Below are 15,510 nucleotides of genomic sequence, written 5' to 3' on the forward strand. Positions count from 1 at the left end.
CGTTAACTGAAGAGGTGTAGGGTCGGCCGCGTGACAGACCACGTGCGCATCGGAGTGCTGGGCGCGGCCATGATCGCGCCGTCCGCCGTCATCCGCCCGGCCCGCGCCTCGACGGTCGCCGAGGTCGTGGCGGTCGCCGCGCGGTCGGCGGACAAGGCCCAGGCCTTCGCCGACAAGCACGGCATCGCCCGCGTGCACGGCTCGTACGAGGACCTGCTGGCCGACCCGGCGGTCGACGCCGTCTACAACCCGCTGCCGAACGGCCTGCACGGCAAGTGGACGCTGGCCGCGCTCGAAGCCGGCAAGCACGTGCTGTGCGAGAAGCCGTTCACCGCGAACGCCGTGGAGGCCGCGCAGGTCGCCAAGGCGGCCAACGCGTCGGGCCTCGTGGTGATGGAGGCGTTCCACTACCGCTACCACCCGCTGGCGCTGCGCGTCGCCGAGATCATCGGCTCCGGCGTCCTCGGGCCGCTGCGGCACGTCGAGGCCACCGTCGCGTTCCCGCTGCCGGTGTTCTCCAACATCCGCTACGACTACTCACTCGCGGGCGGCGCGATGATGGACGCCGGCTGCTACGCCGTGCACATGGCACGGCTGCTGGGCGGCGAGGAACCCGAGGTGCGGTCCGCGAAAGCGTTGCTGCGCGGGCCTTCCATCGACCGCGCGATGCGTGCGTCCCTACGCTTCCCCTCCGGCCACACGGGTTCCGTGCACACGTCGCTGTGGTCGTCGACCGTGTTCAAGCTGTCGATGAAGGCCATCGGCGAGAACGGCGAGCTTCGCGTCTTCAACCCTCTCGGCCCGCACGCCGTGCACCGGTTGTCGTTGCGGCTCAAGAACAGCAGGTCGACCGAGACGTTCGGCAAGCGCCCGACCTACGCCTACCAGCTCGACGCGTTCACCGACGCCGTGCTGCACGGCAAGCCGTTCCCGACGACCGCGGACGACGCCGTGAAGAACATGGTCGTGATCGACGCGATCTACCGGGCGGCCGGACTGCCGCTGAGGCAACCGACTCCGTGACCCAGGTCACCCAACCCCACCTCCCCGTCGCCGTGTCTTGAGTGCGACCGAAGGGGGAGGGTTGGCTGACACCGAGTACACCGAGTACGTCACGGCGGCGCTGCCCTGGTTGCGGCGCACCGCCTACCTGCTGTGCGGCGACGTGCACAGCGCCGACGACGTCGTCCAGGTGGCGATCACCCGGCTCTACACGAACTGGCGGCGGGCCAGGGCCGCGGACAACACCGACGCGTACGTGCGGGCGATCCTCGTCCGCACGTTCCTCAACGAACGCAGGCGGCCGTGGAGCCGCGTGCGCCTGTTCGACCGGGTCGACGAGCTGCACAGCGTCACGAACCCGGATCTTGAGACCCGCGAGGAAGTCCGCGTGGCCCTGATGCGCGTGGCTCCCGGCCAGCGCGCGGTGCTCGTCCTGCGGTTCCTGTTCGACCTGCCCGTGGCCGAGGTCGCGCGGGCCCTGCGGTGCTCGGAGGGCACCGTGAAGAGTCAGACGTCGGCCGGGCTCGCGGCCCTGCGCACGCAGTTGGGGGTGACTCAGTGATGTCCGAAGAGGACGGTGTCCGGCTGCTCGGGTCGCTGCGGGCAGTGGAGGTGCCCGCGTCCGGCGGGGTGAGCGTCGAGCGGGCGATCAGAGCGGGCAGGCGCACGAAGTCGTTGCGGGTGGCGGCGGCCGGGCTGGTCGTGCTGGTCGTCGCGGGCGTGCTGCCGTTCCTGGTCAAGCCGGGCGGTGGTCCTCCCCCGGTGGCCGCGACGACGTTCGACCCGTTCGTGCGCACGATCAGCGTCGGGTCGCTCCCCGGTCTGAAGGCGGACCTCTTCACCACCGGGCGCACCTCGCAGTCGATCTCGCTGCGGCCGGAGGGCGGCGGCGACCGGATGGCGAGCGTCAACGTGCACACGGCGGGCGCCGCGAAGCCGATGGGAGGCGAGCCGGTCGCGGACGTGAACGGCAGGCGGGCGTTGTGGAACGACACCTATCTCGCGATCGAGTGGGAGCCGGACGCGTGGGCGTTCGTCCAGGTGCAGGGATTCCCGGACCCCATGGCGCGGTCACGCGCGCTCGCGGAGAGCCTGCGGTTCGACGGGCACGTCCAGATCAAGGTGCCGTACACGGTCCAGACGTCGTGGCAGATCTACCGCGTCGTCGACGACGCGGGTGACGTCCAGCTGGAGTTCGAGAACTTCGTCCGCGTCTCGCTGCGCGGCGGCGTCGGCTTCGCACAGGGCGACGTGCCCCAGGCGGACCTGGACGCGTTGGCCAAGTCGGTCCAACGGGCCGATCCCCCGGTCACGAACCCGTTTCGATGACCACCTGATCAGGGGGCCGGGCAACCCGATCCGGGAGTAAAGAATCGACAAAGCGACTCCGAAAAGTCTCATAGCCAGTTGAGACGCGGAGGTGCGAACGGTGACGATCGAACAGAAGCCCGTCCAGCAGATGTGCGAATCCCCCCTGGTCATCCTGGGTGTCTCGGCATCACTCGCCGTGGCGATCGGCGTGCTGCCGCTGACGTGGGGCTACAGCCCGGCCCTGGCGGCAGCGCTCGCCGCGCTCCTCGTGCTCGCCTTCGCGATCACGGTCAAGTACGCACCGAACCGCAAGTGAGCGTTCTAGACTCGTTCGGGTGAGCGACGAGCTGGTACCCGCTGACCAGAGCCATATGCGCGCCTCAGACGCCGACCGGGAACGGATCGCGCAGGTGCTGCACCAGGCGACCGCCGAGGGCCGCCTCGACATCCACGAGCTGGACGAGCGACTCGTGGCCGTCTACGCCGCCAAGACCTACGGCGAACTCGTCCCCATCACCGCGGACCTCGTGCTGAGCGGTCTGCCGCAGACCCCGGCCGTGCCGCAGTACCAGCCCGCCGTGAGCGACCGCATCGGCGGCGAGCCCGGCAGCGCGGTGTCGATCGCCTTCTGGTCCGGCGTGAACCGCAAGGGCGGCTGGGTCGTCCCGCGCATGCACAACGCCGTCGCGATCATGGGCGGCATCGAGATCGACCTGACCCACGCGAACTTCGCCGAGGCCGAGGTGACGATCAGCTGCTTCGCGTTCTGGGGCGGCGTCGAGATCCGGGTGCCCGACGACATCAACGTCAAGGTGGACGGGTTCGGGTTCATGGGGGCGTTCGAGGAGAAGGTGCCGGTGCGGCGGCACATCCCCGGTGCGCCGACCGTGCGGATCACGGGGCTCGCGATCATGGGCGGGGTCGAGGTGAAGGGGCCCAAGAAGCCGAAGAAGGGCATCCTGCGCGAGCTGCTCGAGTGATGAGGGTCGCCGACCTCGTCGAGCTCGCCGGGTTCGCCGGCGTGGCCGTGTGGCTGAAGATGGACGGGGAACGCGCCACCCACCGGTGGACCGTGATCCTCACCTGCCCGAGTGCCGACTTCCGGTACCGCAGGGACGTGAACCGGTTCGAGCACGTGCTGAAGATCGTGCGGGACGAGCTGGCGAAGCTGCCGGGCGACTGGTCGTGGCTGGGCGAGGAGATCGAGGACCTCGACGAGTTCGCCGAGCACTACGAGGAACTGGGTCGGCGCGGCGCGGTCGTCATCGTCGACGGCACCGGCGAACAGGTCGTGGTGAACGCCCACTAAGCACGTCTGAGCTGCGCGAAATTCGTCACTTAGGACGGGCGTCCCATTCCGCCTAGACTCCCAGGCATGGCTGCTCCAACGACACTGCCGTCGGCCCTGGCTGACGCCACGCGCGACGAATCGTCGCTGCGGCGTTTCCTGCACGGGCTCCCCGGCGTCGACCAGGTCGGCGTCGAGCAACGAGCCGCGGGCCTCGGCACGCGGAGCATCAAGAAGGCCTCCAAGCTGCACGCCATCGACCTGGCGATCAGCATGGTCGACCTCACCACGCTGGAGGGCGCGGACACGCACGGCAAGGTGCGCAGTCTCGCCGCCAAGGCGAAGCGCCCCGACCCCGAACGGCCCGACGTGCCGCGGGTCGCGGCGGTCTGCGTCTACCCCGACATGGTGAAGACGGCGGCCGACGACCTCGTGGGCACCGGGATCAACGTCGCCAGTGTCGCGACGGCCTTTCCCAGTGGCCGCAGCACGATGGACATCAAGCTGGCCGACACCCGGTTCGCCGTCGAGCAGGGCGCGTCCGAGGTCGACATGGTGATCGACCGCGGCGCGTTCCTCAGCGGGCGGTACGGGCAGGTGTTCGAGGAGATCGTCAAGATCAAGGAGGCGTGCGGGGACGCGCACCTCAAGGTCATCCTCGAAACCGGTGAACTGGTCACCTACGACAACGTGCGGCGGGCGTCGTGGCTCGCGCTGCTCGCGGGTGGTGACTTCATCAAGACGTCGACCGGCAAGGTGCAGCCCGCGGCGACGCTGCCGGTGACGCACGTGATGCTGCAGGCCGTTCGGGACTGGAAGGACCAGACGGGTGAGCTGCGCGGCGTGAAGCCCGCGGGCGGCATCCGCACGACCAAGGACGCGATCAAGTACCTGGTGGCCGTGCACGAGGTGGCCGGTCCGGAGTGGCTCGACCCGCACCTGTTCCGGTTCGGAGCGTCGACGTTGCTCAACGACCTGCTCATGCAGCGTCGGACCCAGTTGGACGGCCACTACAGCGGCCCGGACTACGTGACGGTGGACTGAAGACATGTGGGAATACGCCCCCGCGCCCGAGTCGCGGGACATCGCGAACCTCAAGCCCGCCTACAAGATGTTCGTCGACGGCAAGTTCGTCGAGGGCACTGGCGAGCCGCTCAAGACGATCAACCCGGCCACCGAGGAGGTCCTCGCGGAGGTCTCGACGGCGTCGGAGTCCGATGTGGACACCGCCGTCAAGGCCGCGCGCAAGGCCTACGACCGCGTGTGGTCGAAGATGCCCGGATCCGAACGGGCCAAGTACATCTACCGCATCGCGCGGCAGATCCAGGAGCGCGGCCGTGAGCTCGCGGTGCTGGAGTCGCTCGACAACGGCAAGCCGATCAAGGAGTCGCGCGACACCGACATCCCGACGGCGGCCTCGCACTTCTTCTACCACGCGGGCTGGGCGGACAAGCTCGGCTACGCGGGGTACGGGCCCGACCCGAAGCCTCTTGGTGTCGCGGGACAGGTGATCCCGTGGAACTTCCCGTTGCTGATGGCGGCGTGGAAGATCGCGCCGGCGCTGGCGTGCGGCAACACCGTCGTGCTCAAGCCCGCCGAGACCACGCCGCTGACGGCGCTGGTGCTGGCGGACATCATCCAGCAGTGCGACCTGCCGCCGGGTGTCGTCAACATCATCCCGGGCGCCGGTGACGTCGGCGCGGCGCTGGTGGGCCACGAGGACGTCAACAAGGTCGCCTTCACCGGATCAACCGACGTCGGCAAGGTCATCCAGGGTCAGCTCGCGGGCACGAACAAGAAGCTCACGCTGGAACTGGGCGGCAAGGCCGCGAACATCGTGTTCGACGACGCGCCGCTCGACCAGGCCGTCGAGGGCATCGTCAACGGCATCTTCTTCAACCAGGGCCACGTCTGCTGCGCCGGCTCCCGCCTGCTGGTGCAGGAGTCGATCGCGGACGAGCTGATCGAGAAGCTGCACGCGCGCGCCAGCACGCTCAGGGTCGGCGACCCGCTGGACAAGAACACCGACGTCGGCGCGATCAACTCGCGCGAGCAGCTCACCAAGATCCAGGAGCTGACCGCGTCGGGCGAGGCCGATGGCGCGACGCGCTGGACGTCGTCGTGTCCGTTGCCGGACAAGGGTTTCTTCTTCGCCCCGACCGTGTTCTCCGGTGTGTCGCAGGCGATGCGCATCGCCCGTGAGGAGATCTTCGGCCCGGTGCTGAGCGTGCTGACGTTCCGCACGCCGGAGGAGGCCGTGGCCAAGGCGAACAACACGCCGTACGGCCTGTCCGCCGGCATCTGGACCGAGAAGGGTTCGCGCATCCTCTGGATGGCACAACGGATGCGCGCCGGTGTGGTGTGGTCCAACACGTTCAACCGCTTCGACCCGACCGCGCCGTTCGGCGGGTACCAGGAGTCGGGCTTCGGCCGTGAGGGCGGCCGCACCGGTCTGGAGGCCTACCTCGATGTCTGATCGACTCACGGTCGCGAAGACCTACAAGCTCTACATCGGCGGCAAGTTCCCGCGCTCCGAGTCGGGCCGCAGCTACCCGGTGACGGACTCGAAGGGCACGTTCCTCGCGAACGCCGCCCAGGGCTCGCGCAAGGACGCCCGTGACGCGGTCTCCGCTGCCCGCAAGGCTTTCGGCGGCTGGTCAGGGACGACGGCCTACAACCGCGGCCAGGTCCTGTACCGGGTGGCCGAGGTGCTGGAAGGCCGCCGTGAGCAGTTCATCACCGAGGTCTCGACCTCGGAGGGCGTCGCGCTCAAGAAGGCGCAGTCCCTCGTGGACACCGCGATCGACCGCTGGGTCTGGTACGCGGGCTGGACCGACAAGATCGCGGCCGTCCTGGGTTCCTCGAACCCGGTGGCGGGCCCGTACTTCTCGTTCTCCACCCCCGAACCGACGGGCGTGGTCGCGGTCCTGGCGCCGCAGCAGTCGTCGCTGCTCGGCCTGATCTCGGTGATCGCCCCGGTGATCGCGAGCGGCAACACCTGCGTGGTCATCACCTCGCAGGACCGCCCGCTGCCGGCGATCACGCTGTCCGAGGTGCTGGCCACGAGCGACGTCCCCGGCGGCGTCGTCAACATCATCACCGGCCGCACGGCGGAGATCGCGCCGTGGCTCGCCTCGCACGGCGACGTGAACGCGCTCGACCTGACCGGTGCGCCGGAGTCGATCCGCGCGGACCTGGAGAGGTCAGCGGCCGGCACCGTGAAGCGCGTGCTGCGCAACAAGCAGAACGAGGACTTCACGGCCACGCCGGACATGTCGCGCCTGCGCGCGTACCTGGAGACGAAGACGGTCTGGCACCCGATGGGTGTCTGAGGAAGTCAGGCGGGTGGCCCGGGCGACGTGCGCCGGGTCCACACGCCAGGTGGCCTGGGGCGACGTGTGCCGGGCCCGTACACCACTAGTCGGCGGCGTAGGCCTTGCCCTGCGCCGCCAGCTCCTCCCCCAGGATCCTGAGCGCCTTCGGGCCGACACCGTGGATCTTCAGCAGTTCCTTCTCCGACACCGCGGTCAGCGAGTCGAACGTCGTGTAGCCGTGCGCCGCCAGTTCGCGGGCCGCGACCTTGCCGATCGTGCGCGGGAACTCGCTCACGAGTTCACCAGCCCCGCACGCCACGCCCACGACGCGATCCCGACGCGGTTCTTCACGTTCAGCTTCGTCTGCACCGACGCCAGGTGCGTCTTCACCGTCGACAACGACAGGAAGAGCGACGAGGCGATCTCCTGGTTGGACAGTCCACGGGCGACCTCGCGGACCACGTCCTGCTCCCGAGCGGTCAGCAACGACAGGTCGGGCCGCTGGGCCGGCCGCGCGAAGTGCTCCAGCATCCGCACCGTCACCTGCGGCGAGATCAGCGCGTTGCCCGCGGCAGCCGCACGAACGGCCTCGACGAGCAGCGCCGGACCGGCGTCCTTGGTGAGGAACCCGGACGCCCCGTTCTCCAGCGCCGTGTGCACGTACTCGTCCAGGTCGAACGTCGTCACCACGACGACCTTCGTGGTGGGCGAGAGCTTCTTGGTGACCTCCAGCCCGTCCAGGCCCGGCATGCGGATGTCCAGCAACGCCACGTCGGGGTTGTGCTCACGGGCGGCGGTGACGGCCGAGACGCCGTCGGGCACGTCGGCCACCACGGTGATGTCCGGCTGCTTCTCCAGGATCATCCGAAACCCGACGCGGACCATCTCCTGGTCGTCGGCGATCAGAACCGAGATCACTTCTTCGCTCCCAGGGGTAGCTCGGCGAGGACCTGCCAGCCGGTCTCACGCGGACCGGCGGAGAACAGGCCTCCCAGCAGGTCGACCCTCTCACGCATGCCTACGAGACCGTAGCCGCCCTGGTTCAGCTCGTGCGCCTGGCCGTCGTCGGCGACGACCACGCGCAACGCTCCTGCGGGCGTGCGGGAGATGTCCACGTCGATCATGGTGGGCCGTACCGCGTGTTTGTGCACGTTGGTGAGCGACTCCTGAACCAGGCGCAGGACCGAGCGGCCGAGCTCCGGGGCCACCTCGTCGGGCAGGTCGATGCGCAGGCGCGTCTCGAAGCCGAGTTCGCGGGTGCGTTCGACGGCCGCGATGACGTCCGCGGCGAGGTCGGTGGTCGCGGCCTCGTTCTCGCCCTGGCGCAGGGTGCCGACGAGGCGCCGCATCGCGCCGAGGGCTTCGGTGCCCGAACGGACGATGCCCGGCAGCAGGCGGTGGGCGGCGCGCGGGTCGTCGTCGGAGACCTCCAGTGCGGCCTGGGCCTGCACGAGCATGCCCGTCACGTGGTGGGCGACGACGTCGTGCAGCTCGCGGGCAAGTGCGATGCGCTCTTCCTTCTGCGCGTCGGTGACGGCGGCGGCGATGAGGCGTCCGCTCTCGGCGTCGCGGGCGCGGAAGTACAGGCCGGTGCCGACGGCGGCGAAGCCCAGCACGAGCGAGCCGATCAGCTCGTTGTAGTTGCCGCCGGAGAGCCAGTTGCCGCGGACGATGGCGGCGAAGAAGCTCACGGCCATCAGCGCGCCGACCGACCAGGTGGCGGAGCGGCGGGGTTCCTCCCGGACGACCACGGCCGTGATGACCAGGCACGCACCGGTCTCGGCGATGGTCAGCGGGCTGAGGATCGTCGGCACGTGCACGTTGAAGAAGCCCATGACGAGCGACACCAGGAAGATCGCCACGACCGCGACCGGGATGGTGAAGGCCCGCGACTTGAACGACGTGACGGCCACGATGCAGACCGGCACCGTCAGCAGCCACACCAGTGCGCCGCCGGTTCCGAGGTCGCCCATGATGATGAGCTCGCCGAGCATCAGCAAGGCGAGGACGGCGGCGATCGGCCATTGGCCCCGATGACTGTCCACGAGGGTCAACGGTAGGACCACCAGACCTCTGCGGCCTCGGTCATCCGGCTGATCCGGTGTGTCGTCAAGGCTGAGGTTTCCCGGGGCCGGACGCGGCACCTTGAGGAACATGAATTCGGTTCTGGCCGCTCGTGGCCTGGTCAAGACCTACGGCGACGTGCACGCGCTCGCCGGGGTGGACATCGACATCAAGGCCGGGGACGTGCTGGCGGTCGTCGGTCCGTCCGGATCCGGCAAGACGACGCTCCTGCACGTGCTGTCCGGCATCCTGCGCTCCGACGGCGGCGACGTGTTCCTCGACGGGCGCGCGATCGGCGAGCTGAACGAGACGGGACGCAGCGCGCTGCGGCGCACCGCGTTCGGGTTCGTGTTCCAGTCGGGGATGCTCGTGGCCGAGCTGACCGCCGAGGAGAACGCGGCCCTGCCGATGCTGCTGGCCGGCGGGGCGCGGGAGGAGTCGCTCGGCGCGGCCAGGCTGTGGCTGTCGCGGCTCGGCCTGCAGGGGCTGGAGAAGCGGCTGCCGAGCCAGCTGTCCGGCGGGCAGGCGCAACGGGTCGCGATCGCGCGGGCACTCGCCCACAGGCCGCGAGTGATCTTCGCGGACGAGCCGACCGGCGCCCTCGACACGCGCACCGGCCAGGAGATGATGACCGCGCTCCTGCAGGCCGCCGAGGAGACCGGCGCGGCCGTCGTGATCGTCACGCACGACAAGGCGATCGCGGACAGGGCGCTGCGCGTCGTCGAGATCCAGGACGGGAAGATCGCCCACAAGATCGGCACGGGGGTGTCCGCGTGAGGATCGCTCTCGCGGTGCTGCGCAGGGACCGCCGCAGCCAGGTCGCGACGGTGCTGGTGGCGCTCGGCGTGATGATCGCGGTGTCGCTGGTCCTGTGGCTCCTCGCCGCACCGAACGGCCTGCAGGCGCGCGCCGACCGCACGGCATGGCGCGACGTGCACACCAACGCCGACGGCAGAAGCACGATCTCCGTCGCGATGACCAGGGACTCCTACCGAGGGCTGGTCATCGAACGGTGGGACGTCGCGCGCAACGAGCCGGGTGACGTGCCGGTGGCCAAGGGCATCACGCGGTACCCGGAGGCGGGCGAGGTGCTGCTGTCCCCCGCCCTCGCGGACCTGGTGCGCGAGGCACCTGCGGAGAACCTCGGCAACCGCTTCCCCGGCACGGTGATCGCCGAGCTCGGGCCGGAGGCGTTGAAGTACGACGGCGAACTGGTCGCGATCGTCGGCAACGACGCGGTGTCGAACGGCGACAGGACGACAGGCCTGGCGAACGCCCACGCGTCCTACACCGACGACTACAAGGGCCTGCTCTACCTGCTCACCCGCGTCGGACTCGTGGTGCTGGTGGTGCCGTGCCTCGTGCTGGTCGCGTCGGCCGCCCGGCTGACGGCGGCGAAGCGGGAACGACGGCTCGCCGCGCTGAGGCTCGCCGGCGCGTCCCCGCGTCAGGTGATCGTGATGACGGCGATCGAGACCGCGGTCGGTGCCGTCGTCGGCAGCGCGCTGGGGGTGCTGCTGGCGCAGCCGTTCAGCCACATCACGGCGAAGATCCCTTGGGAGGGCGGCACCTGGTACCCCGGCGACTTCGTGCCCGACCCCGCAGTCACCATCACCGTGGCCTTGCTCGCACCGGTGCTCGTCGTCGGGGCGGCGATCATGGGACTGCGCCGCGTGGTGAAGCAACCCCTTGCGGCGGAACAGAAGCGCAAGGTGCGGTCGTGGCGGTTGCTGATGATCGCGGGCGCCATCGGCGTGTTCTTCCTCGGCATCACCTACGCGCAGCAGGGAGGCGGCGGGGACAGGTTCACCGTCGTGCTCACGGGACTCGGCGCGGTGGCGTTCGCGCTGGTGCTGGCCGGTCCCGTCGTCACCGCGTGGGTCGGCCGGTTCTTCGTGGGCCGCTGGCGCAGGCCGTCGACGTTGCTCGCGGGGCGCAGGCTCTCCGGCGACCCGGTGGCGGCGTTCCGCGGCTCGGCGGGCGTGGTGATCGCGGTCTTCACCGGTTCGATGGCGCTGACCATGTTGCCGGGCCTCGAATCCACCGTGCCGGGCCGCGACACGACGTGGAAGGCCGACGCCATCGTCGCGGAGCAGGTGGGGGTCGACGTCACCCCGCTGCGGCTGGTGACCTCGGCGCCGATCGTCACGATGCTCGACGGCGGTCTCGGCAACGGCGACCCGGACCACTACGGCTACAACGTGCTCGTCGGCAGGTGCGCGGACGTGGCGAGGGTGATGGACCTGAAGTGCGCGGACGGCCCGGCGGTGTACGCGCCGGGCAAGCCGCGGTGGGACCACTTCCGCGCCAGTTCGACCGACGGGGAGCTCCGGGCGCAGCTGCCGGCGCAGTACGAGACGCGCCCGTTCACGCCGACCGGCCGGGTCGAGGCGGTGATCGACCCGGAGCTCCTGCCCGCCGTGCAGGGCAAGGTGTCGCTGGTCGGCGTGCCGACGACACCGGAGAACCGCGAGGCCGTGCACACCGCGATGATCCGCGCGCTGCCGGGCGCACCGCTGTCGGACGAGGCGCGCGGCCTGCGCGGCGACACGCTGACGGAGGACCTGCGGCGGGCCACGGTCATCGGCCTGTCCATCGCGGCGGTGCTCGGCGGGATCGGCGCGGCGGTCGCGGCGGCGGGCTCGGTGATCGACCGCAGGCGCACGTTCGGCGCGTTGATCGCGGCCGGAACGCCGATTCGCGTTCTGGCTCACGCATTGCGCCGAGAAGTGGTGCTGCCCGTGTTCGCCGTCACAATTGCGGCGTGTGCGGCGGGAATTGTCGTGGGACTCGGATTGCTCACACTGGCACGCGGATTGATGGGCGGTGAGGATTTGCCGCTCACGCCCTGGGTGGCAGCCCCCGTGGGCGTCGGCGTGCTGGTCGCGCTGGTAGCGGCCCTGGCGTGTGGTCCGGTACTACGCGGCATCAGTCCCAGGGATTACGCGGCGGAGTAGCACTCGGCCGGAAGTACGAGGTCGGAATGGCCCTCAGCGCGATGTGCGCGGAGGGCCATTTTCCTACCTTTGATTCATGACGAATGCACAGCTCGCGAGCATCCAGTGGGGCGTTTTCCTCTCCGTCGTTTTCCTGGTCCCGCAGCTGTTGTTCCGCCAGCTGACCTTCCGCAGCACGGCGATCACCGTCTACGCGAGCATGCTGTTCTCGGCGACGTTCCTGCCGATGCAGACCGTCGCGCCGCAGCAGTCGGTGCAACTGGTCCCGTTCCAGTGGATCGCCGACACCTTCCGCGACGGGCAGATCGCGTTCGACCAGATGACGCTGAACGTGCTGCTGTTCGTGCCGCTCGGCGCGATGCTGATGTTCTGGGGGAAGCGCACGGTCGGCCAGGCCGCGCTGATCGGCTATGGCGTCTCGCTGCTGATCGAGGGCTCGCAGCTGCTGTGGGCCAACCGGATCTTCGACGTCGACGACCTGATCACCAACACCACCGGCACCGCGCTCGGCTGGCTCGGCGCGCTGGCCGCCGTGAAGGTCTACTCCCGTGTGAAGGCGGCGTCGGTGCCGCAGCGCGAACTCGTCAGCGTGCGCTAGCTCGTCCGCCAGCCCAGCTCACCGGCCGTGTTGACCTCCGGGAAGCAGTGCCCGACCGTGCTGCGCGTCTCCAGGGCCGTCGCCACCTGGTCGAACATCTCCACGATGGACGTCCACTCCGGCTTGACCATCTCGTTGCGCTCCTGGTCCCACTCGACCACGCAGCCGCGCAGCACGCCGGGCCGCAGGTCGACCGCGAGGACGTCACCGGTCCCGTCGAACGCGATCGGCAGCCAGCCGGGGTGGAAGCCGGAGGTCGGCGCACCGGCCTCGGAGTGGTCGACGGGCTTGCTCGCGTGGGTGTCCCTGAGCACGAACGCGCGATCGGCGTCGAGCGGCGTGTAGAAGGGCGGCAGGATCTCGGCGTACAGGCCCTCCTCGGTGCCGCCGTAGACGCTCCACCACAGCTGGAGATCGATCGGAACCCGAAGCTCCGGCAGCGCGTCGTACCTCGGACGCAAGGAGGCGCGGGTGGCAGGAGCGTGCTCCGCCAGCCATGCCAGGATCCGGTTCCAGTGCTCGATCACACCCACCGTTCCATGATCTTGGCGGAACGACGGGCGAGGTACCGCTCATCGGGGCAGGATCAAGACGAACACGTCACTACCGGGGGAAGAGCTTTCAGATGGCGGAACAGGGCCTCAAGGTCGACTTCGACGCCTTGACCGGATACGCGTCGGCGGTGAGCGGTCTGGCGAGCGAGGTCGGCGCCGTGGGCACCGGCACGTTGAACGGCACCACGTCGCTGCCGGGCGACTGCTTCGGCAAGATCGGCGCCGAGGTGGGTCTCAACGCGGCCTTCCAGGCGGCCGCCCAGGCGCAGCTCGACGCCCTGAAGGCGGCGTCGACGGGCCTCACCGGTCTCGGCACCGCGGTCGCGAAGGCGCGTGACTCCTACGTCGCCCAGGAAGAGGCGCACAAGGCGTCGATCAACAAGGCGGCGCAGGTATGAGCGTCGAGGGACTGCTGAGCCAGTTCATCGCGCCCATGAAGGAAGATCTCGCCAAGCTCGACGGCGACACCGGCGGCGCGACGCGCGCGGGAGACGCCTTCGGCCGCGCCCAGACCGCGATGTCCGAGCTGGGCACGCGGCACTCCTCGGCTTCCACGGCCGTGCTGAACACGTGGTCCGGTGACAAGGCCAACGCCTTCACGTCCCGCGTCTCCACGTTCTCCTCTGCCGCGACCCTGTTGTCCTCCAACGCCTCCGCGATCAAGTCCGCGGCCTCGGCCGGCGTGACCGCGGTGACGGGCGGCCGCACGGCGATCCAGGGCCTCATCGACGAGTTCACGTCCAAGGCGACCCCGAAGCTCGCCGCCGCGCTGGCCGCGTCCCTGCTGGCGGGCCCCGGCGTGGTGCTGGCGGCACTGGCCGACCTCGCGGGCATGGCCTCCGGCTACCAGGCCAAGACCTCCGCCGAGCTGCAGAAGGTGCGCGACCAGCTCACTCAGCTCGTCGGGCAGCTCAACGGACTGCAGAAGCCCGACGCCGGCGCGTTGGGCAAGCTCGGCGAACCGCTCGGCGGTGACGAGGGCACCACCTCCACGTCCGGCGCCTCCGACACCCCGAAGCAGGAGTCCGGCCCGAGCTCGAACTCCGGCAGCGGTTCCGGCTCCGGCGGTGGTTCCGGCGGTGGCGGTGGCGGATCAGGCGGCGGTGGCGGCGGATCGGGTGGCGGCGGTGGAGGTGGCGGCGGATCGGGCCCGCGGCTGCCCGTCGCGATCCCGCCCCAGCCCGGCGAGGGCGTCGGCGTGAACCTGCCCGACGGCAGCAGCGCCGAGGCACCGAACGAGACCGCGGCCAAGGCCGTGCGCAACGCGTTGTCCGCGCTGGGCACCCCGTACGTCTGGGGTGGCGCGAACCCGCCGCAGGGCACGGACTGCTCCGGCCTGACGCAGTGGGCGTACGGCGGCGCGGGCTTCGACATCCCGCGCCCGGCCTCGTCCCAGGCGATGGGCGCGTCGGTGCCGGCGGACCAGCTGCTGCCGGGCGACCTGGTGGTGTGGGACGGGCACGTGGCGATGGTGATCGGCAACGGCCAGATGGTCGAGGCCGGCGACCCGGTGCAGGTGCAGCCGATCCGCACGACGAACAGCGGCATGTCGTTCTACGGCTTCTACCGCCCGACGGGCTGACCGGAGTTGCGGCAGACTGTCGGCACCAGGGGGTGATCAGGTGGACGACGACGTCGAGCGCGCCGCGCGGAAGGTGCGCGATGTCGAGCACGCCGTGACCGAGCACGTCACGCGCAGTGGTCCCGTCACGGGCAGGGCGTCCTCTCCGGACGGCGCCGTCACGGTGGTCGCCACGCCCGGCGGCCCGCCGCAGCGGATCGAGGTGAGCCCGGCCGCGTTGCGGATGGGCCCGCAGGGGCTCGCCGCCGAGATCATGCGCATCGCCGACAAGGCCCGGCGCGACGCGAACACCCGACTGCACCGGACGCTGGAGCGCGTGGTCGACCCGCGCGAGCTGACGGCCATGGGGATCGAACGCGGGACCGACGAGGACGAGTTCGGGTGGCGGCGGTGAACGAGGAGCGCCTGCAGGCCACCGAACGGCTCCGGCGCGAGCTCGCGGCCCTCACCGCCACGGTCGAGCACCCGAACGGGACGTGCATGGTCACGGCGTCGCCGAAGGGTGAGATCAAGGCCCTGCACCTGCACCCGTCGCTGCTCAAGCAGGGTGCGCAGGCCGTCGGCCAGGTCGTCACCGAGACCGTCGGGCTGGCCACGAACGCGGCCGTGCAGGTCGCCTTCAACAAGACGGCGCTGGCCCTCGGTGACGGAATGGCGATCGACGTCGAGTCGATCACCGGCGACTCACCCTTCCGGTCGACGTGGAACCCGGTCGTACCGCCCGAATCCCCTGCTGAGCAGGCACCGGCGGAGCGCAGGACGAGGGCTCCGCGGGTCGAGGACCCCGACGAAGACGCTTTCTTCGACAACCCCTCGTGGCTTCGGTGATCAGCACCGTTA

At 70.1% G+C, this 15,510-nt stretch carries 20 protein-coding genes; 16 read left to right on the forward strand and 4 right to left on the reverse strand.

What is annotated here, in order from left to right; genetic code table 11:
• Positions 1–30 precede the first annotated feature (30 nt).
• From ACFWN2_RS35315 to ACFWN2_RS35355, 9 genes are all read left to right on the forward strand, one after another.
• Positions 31–1,023 (forward strand): Gfo/Idh/MocA family protein, encoded by a 993-nt coding sequence (locus ACFWN2_RS35315; protein WP_382434903.1) that lies wholly within the window; start codon positions 31–33, stop codon positions 1,021–1,023.
• Positions 1,024–1,084: 61 nt separating this feature from the next.
• Complete coding sequence (locus ACFWN2_RS35320) at positions 1,085–1,564, forward strand: SigE family RNA polymerase sigma factor (RefSeq protein WP_382434905.1); 480 nt, start codon at positions 1,085–1,087, stop codon at positions 1,562–1,564.
• Positions 1,564–2,331 (forward strand): hypothetical protein, encoded by a 768-nt coding sequence (locus ACFWN2_RS35325; RefSeq protein WP_382434907.1) that lies wholly within the window; start codon positions 1,564–1,566, stop codon positions 2,329–2,331. Before ACFWN2_RS35320 ends, ACFWN2_RS35325 begins: the two co-directional genes overlap by 1 nt.
• A gap of 100 nt (positions 2,332–2,431) precedes the next feature.
• A complete protein-coding gene (locus ACFWN2_RS35330) occupies positions 2,432–2,629 on the forward strand; it encodes a hypothetical protein (protein ID WP_382434909.1) in 198 nt (65 codons plus the stop codon).
• 19 nt (positions 2,630–2,648) lie between these two features.
• A complete protein-coding gene (locus ACFWN2_RS35335; RefSeq protein WP_382434911.1) occupies positions 2,649–3,293 on the forward strand; it encodes a DUF1707 domain-containing protein in 645 nt (214 codons plus the stop codon).
• Entirely contained in the window at positions 3,293–3,622 is a 330-nt protein-coding gene (locus tag ACFWN2_RS35340) for a hypothetical protein (RefSeq protein ID WP_382434912.1), read from the forward strand. The genes ACFWN2_RS35335 and ACFWN2_RS35340 overlap by 1 nt, the downstream gene beginning before the upstream one ends.
• Before the next feature lie 66 nt (positions 3,623–3,688).
• On the forward strand, positions 3,689–4,645 hold the full coding sequence (deoC, locus tag ACFWN2_RS35345) for a deoxyribose-phosphate aldolase (RefSeq protein ID WP_382434914.1): 957 nt from the start codon (positions 3,689–3,691) through the stop codon (positions 4,643–4,645).
• 4 nt (positions 4,646–4,649) lie between these two features.
• Positions 4,650–6,077 (forward strand): aldehyde dehydrogenase family protein, encoded by a 1,428-nt coding sequence (locus ACFWN2_RS35350; RefSeq protein WP_382434915.1) that lies wholly within the window; start codon positions 4,650–4,652, stop codon positions 6,075–6,077.
• Positions 6,070–6,933, forward strand: a complete 864-nt coding sequence (locus ACFWN2_RS35355; protein ID WP_382434916.1) for an aldehyde dehydrogenase family protein — start codon at positions 6,070–6,072, stop codon at positions 6,931–6,933. Before ACFWN2_RS35350 ends, ACFWN2_RS35355 begins: the two co-directional genes overlap by 8 nt.
• A gap of 85 nt (positions 6,934–7,018) precedes the next feature.
• Here the strand turns inward: ACFWN2_RS35355 and ACFWN2_RS35360 are convergent, their stop codons facing one another.
• The 3 genes from ACFWN2_RS35360 to ACFWN2_RS35370 are packed head-to-tail and all read right to left on the reverse strand — an operon-like array spanning position 7,019 to position 8,960.
• A complete protein-coding gene (locus ACFWN2_RS35360; protein WP_382434917.1) occupies positions 7,019–7,210 on the reverse strand; it encodes a helix-hairpin-helix domain-containing protein in 192 nt (63 codons plus the stop codon).
• Complete coding sequence (locus ACFWN2_RS35365; protein WP_191304646.1) at positions 7,207–7,833, reverse strand: response regulator; 627 nt, start codon at positions 7,831–7,833, stop codon at positions 7,207–7,209. Before ACFWN2_RS35365 ends, ACFWN2_RS35360 begins: the two co-directional genes overlap by 4 nt.
• Positions 7,830–8,960: a sensor histidine kinase gene (locus ACFWN2_RS35370; protein WP_382434920.1), complete on the reverse strand. Its 1,131-nt coding sequence runs from the start codon at positions 8,958–8,960 to the stop codon at positions 7,830–7,832. The genes ACFWN2_RS35365 and ACFWN2_RS35370 overlap by 4 nt, the downstream gene beginning before the upstream one ends.
• Before the next feature lie 109 nt (positions 8,961–9,069).
• Between ACFWN2_RS35370 and ACFWN2_RS35375 the strand changes: the two genes are divergently transcribed.
• The 3 genes from ACFWN2_RS35375 to ACFWN2_RS35385 all read left to right on the forward strand — a co-directional run bounded on the left by ACFWN2_RS35375 (position 9,070) and on the right by ACFWN2_RS35385 (position 12,534).
• Positions 9,070–9,756 carry an ABC transporter ATP-binding protein gene (locus ACFWN2_RS35375; protein WP_382434921.1) on the forward strand — a complete coding sequence of 229 codons (687 nt, stop codon included), beginning with the start codon at positions 9,070–9,072 and terminating at the stop codon, positions 9,754–9,756.
• Entirely contained in the window at positions 9,753–11,936 is a 2,184-nt protein-coding gene (locus ACFWN2_RS35380) for an FtsX-like permease family protein (protein ID WP_382434923.1), read from the forward strand. The genes ACFWN2_RS35375 and ACFWN2_RS35380 overlap by 4 nt, the downstream gene beginning before the upstream one ends.
• Positions 11,937–12,012: 76 nt before the next feature.
• Positions 12,013–12,534, forward strand: coding sequence for a VanZ family protein (locus ACFWN2_RS35385; RefSeq protein ID WP_382434925.1), 522 nt, complete (start codon positions 12,013–12,015; stop codon positions 12,532–12,534).
• On the opposite strand, the gene ACFWN2_RS35390 is transcribed toward ACFWN2_RS35385, so the two are convergent.
• Positions 12,531–13,067 (reverse strand): SMI1/KNR4 family protein, encoded by a 537-nt coding sequence (locus ACFWN2_RS35390; RefSeq protein ID WP_382434927.1) that lies wholly within the window; start codon positions 13,065–13,067, stop codon positions 12,531–12,533. The two genes, ACFWN2_RS35385 and ACFWN2_RS35390, sit on opposite strands and share 4 nt — an antisense overlap.
• Before the next feature lie 92 nt (positions 13,068–13,159).
• Between ACFWN2_RS35390 and ACFWN2_RS35395 the strand changes: the two genes are divergently transcribed.
• From ACFWN2_RS35395 to ACFWN2_RS35410, 4 genes are read left to right on the forward strand one after another with little or no spacing between them, the layout of a single operon-like run.
• On the forward strand, positions 13,160–13,486 hold the full coding sequence (locus ACFWN2_RS35395) for a type VII secretion target (RefSeq protein WP_382434929.1): 327 nt from the start codon (positions 13,160–13,162) through the stop codon (positions 13,484–13,486).
• Complete coding sequence (locus tag ACFWN2_RS35400; RefSeq protein ID WP_382434931.1) at positions 13,483–14,670, forward strand: C40 family peptidase; 1,188 nt, start codon at positions 13,483–13,485, stop codon at positions 14,668–14,670. Before ACFWN2_RS35395 ends, ACFWN2_RS35400 begins: the two co-directional genes overlap by 4 nt.
• A gap of 40 nt (positions 14,671–14,710) precedes the next feature.
• A complete protein-coding gene (locus ACFWN2_RS35405; protein WP_382434933.1) occupies positions 14,711–15,064 on the forward strand; it encodes a hypothetical protein in 354 nt (117 codons plus the stop codon).
• The gene (locus tag ACFWN2_RS35410) at positions 15,061–15,498 is read left to right on the forward strand and encodes a YbaB/EbfC family nucleoid-associated protein (protein ID WP_382434935.1); all 438 of its coding nucleotides are present in this window, start codon (positions 15,061–15,063) and stop codon (positions 15,496–15,498) included. The genes ACFWN2_RS35405 and ACFWN2_RS35410 overlap by 4 nt, the downstream gene beginning before the upstream one ends.
• Positions 15,499–15,510 lie beyond the last annotated feature (12 nt).

Origin of the sequence: Lentzea sp. NPDC058436 (genome assembly GCF_042721515.1) — a bacterium.
GTDB lineage: Bacteria > Actinomycetota > Actinomycetes > Mycobacteriales > Pseudonocardiaceae > Lentzea.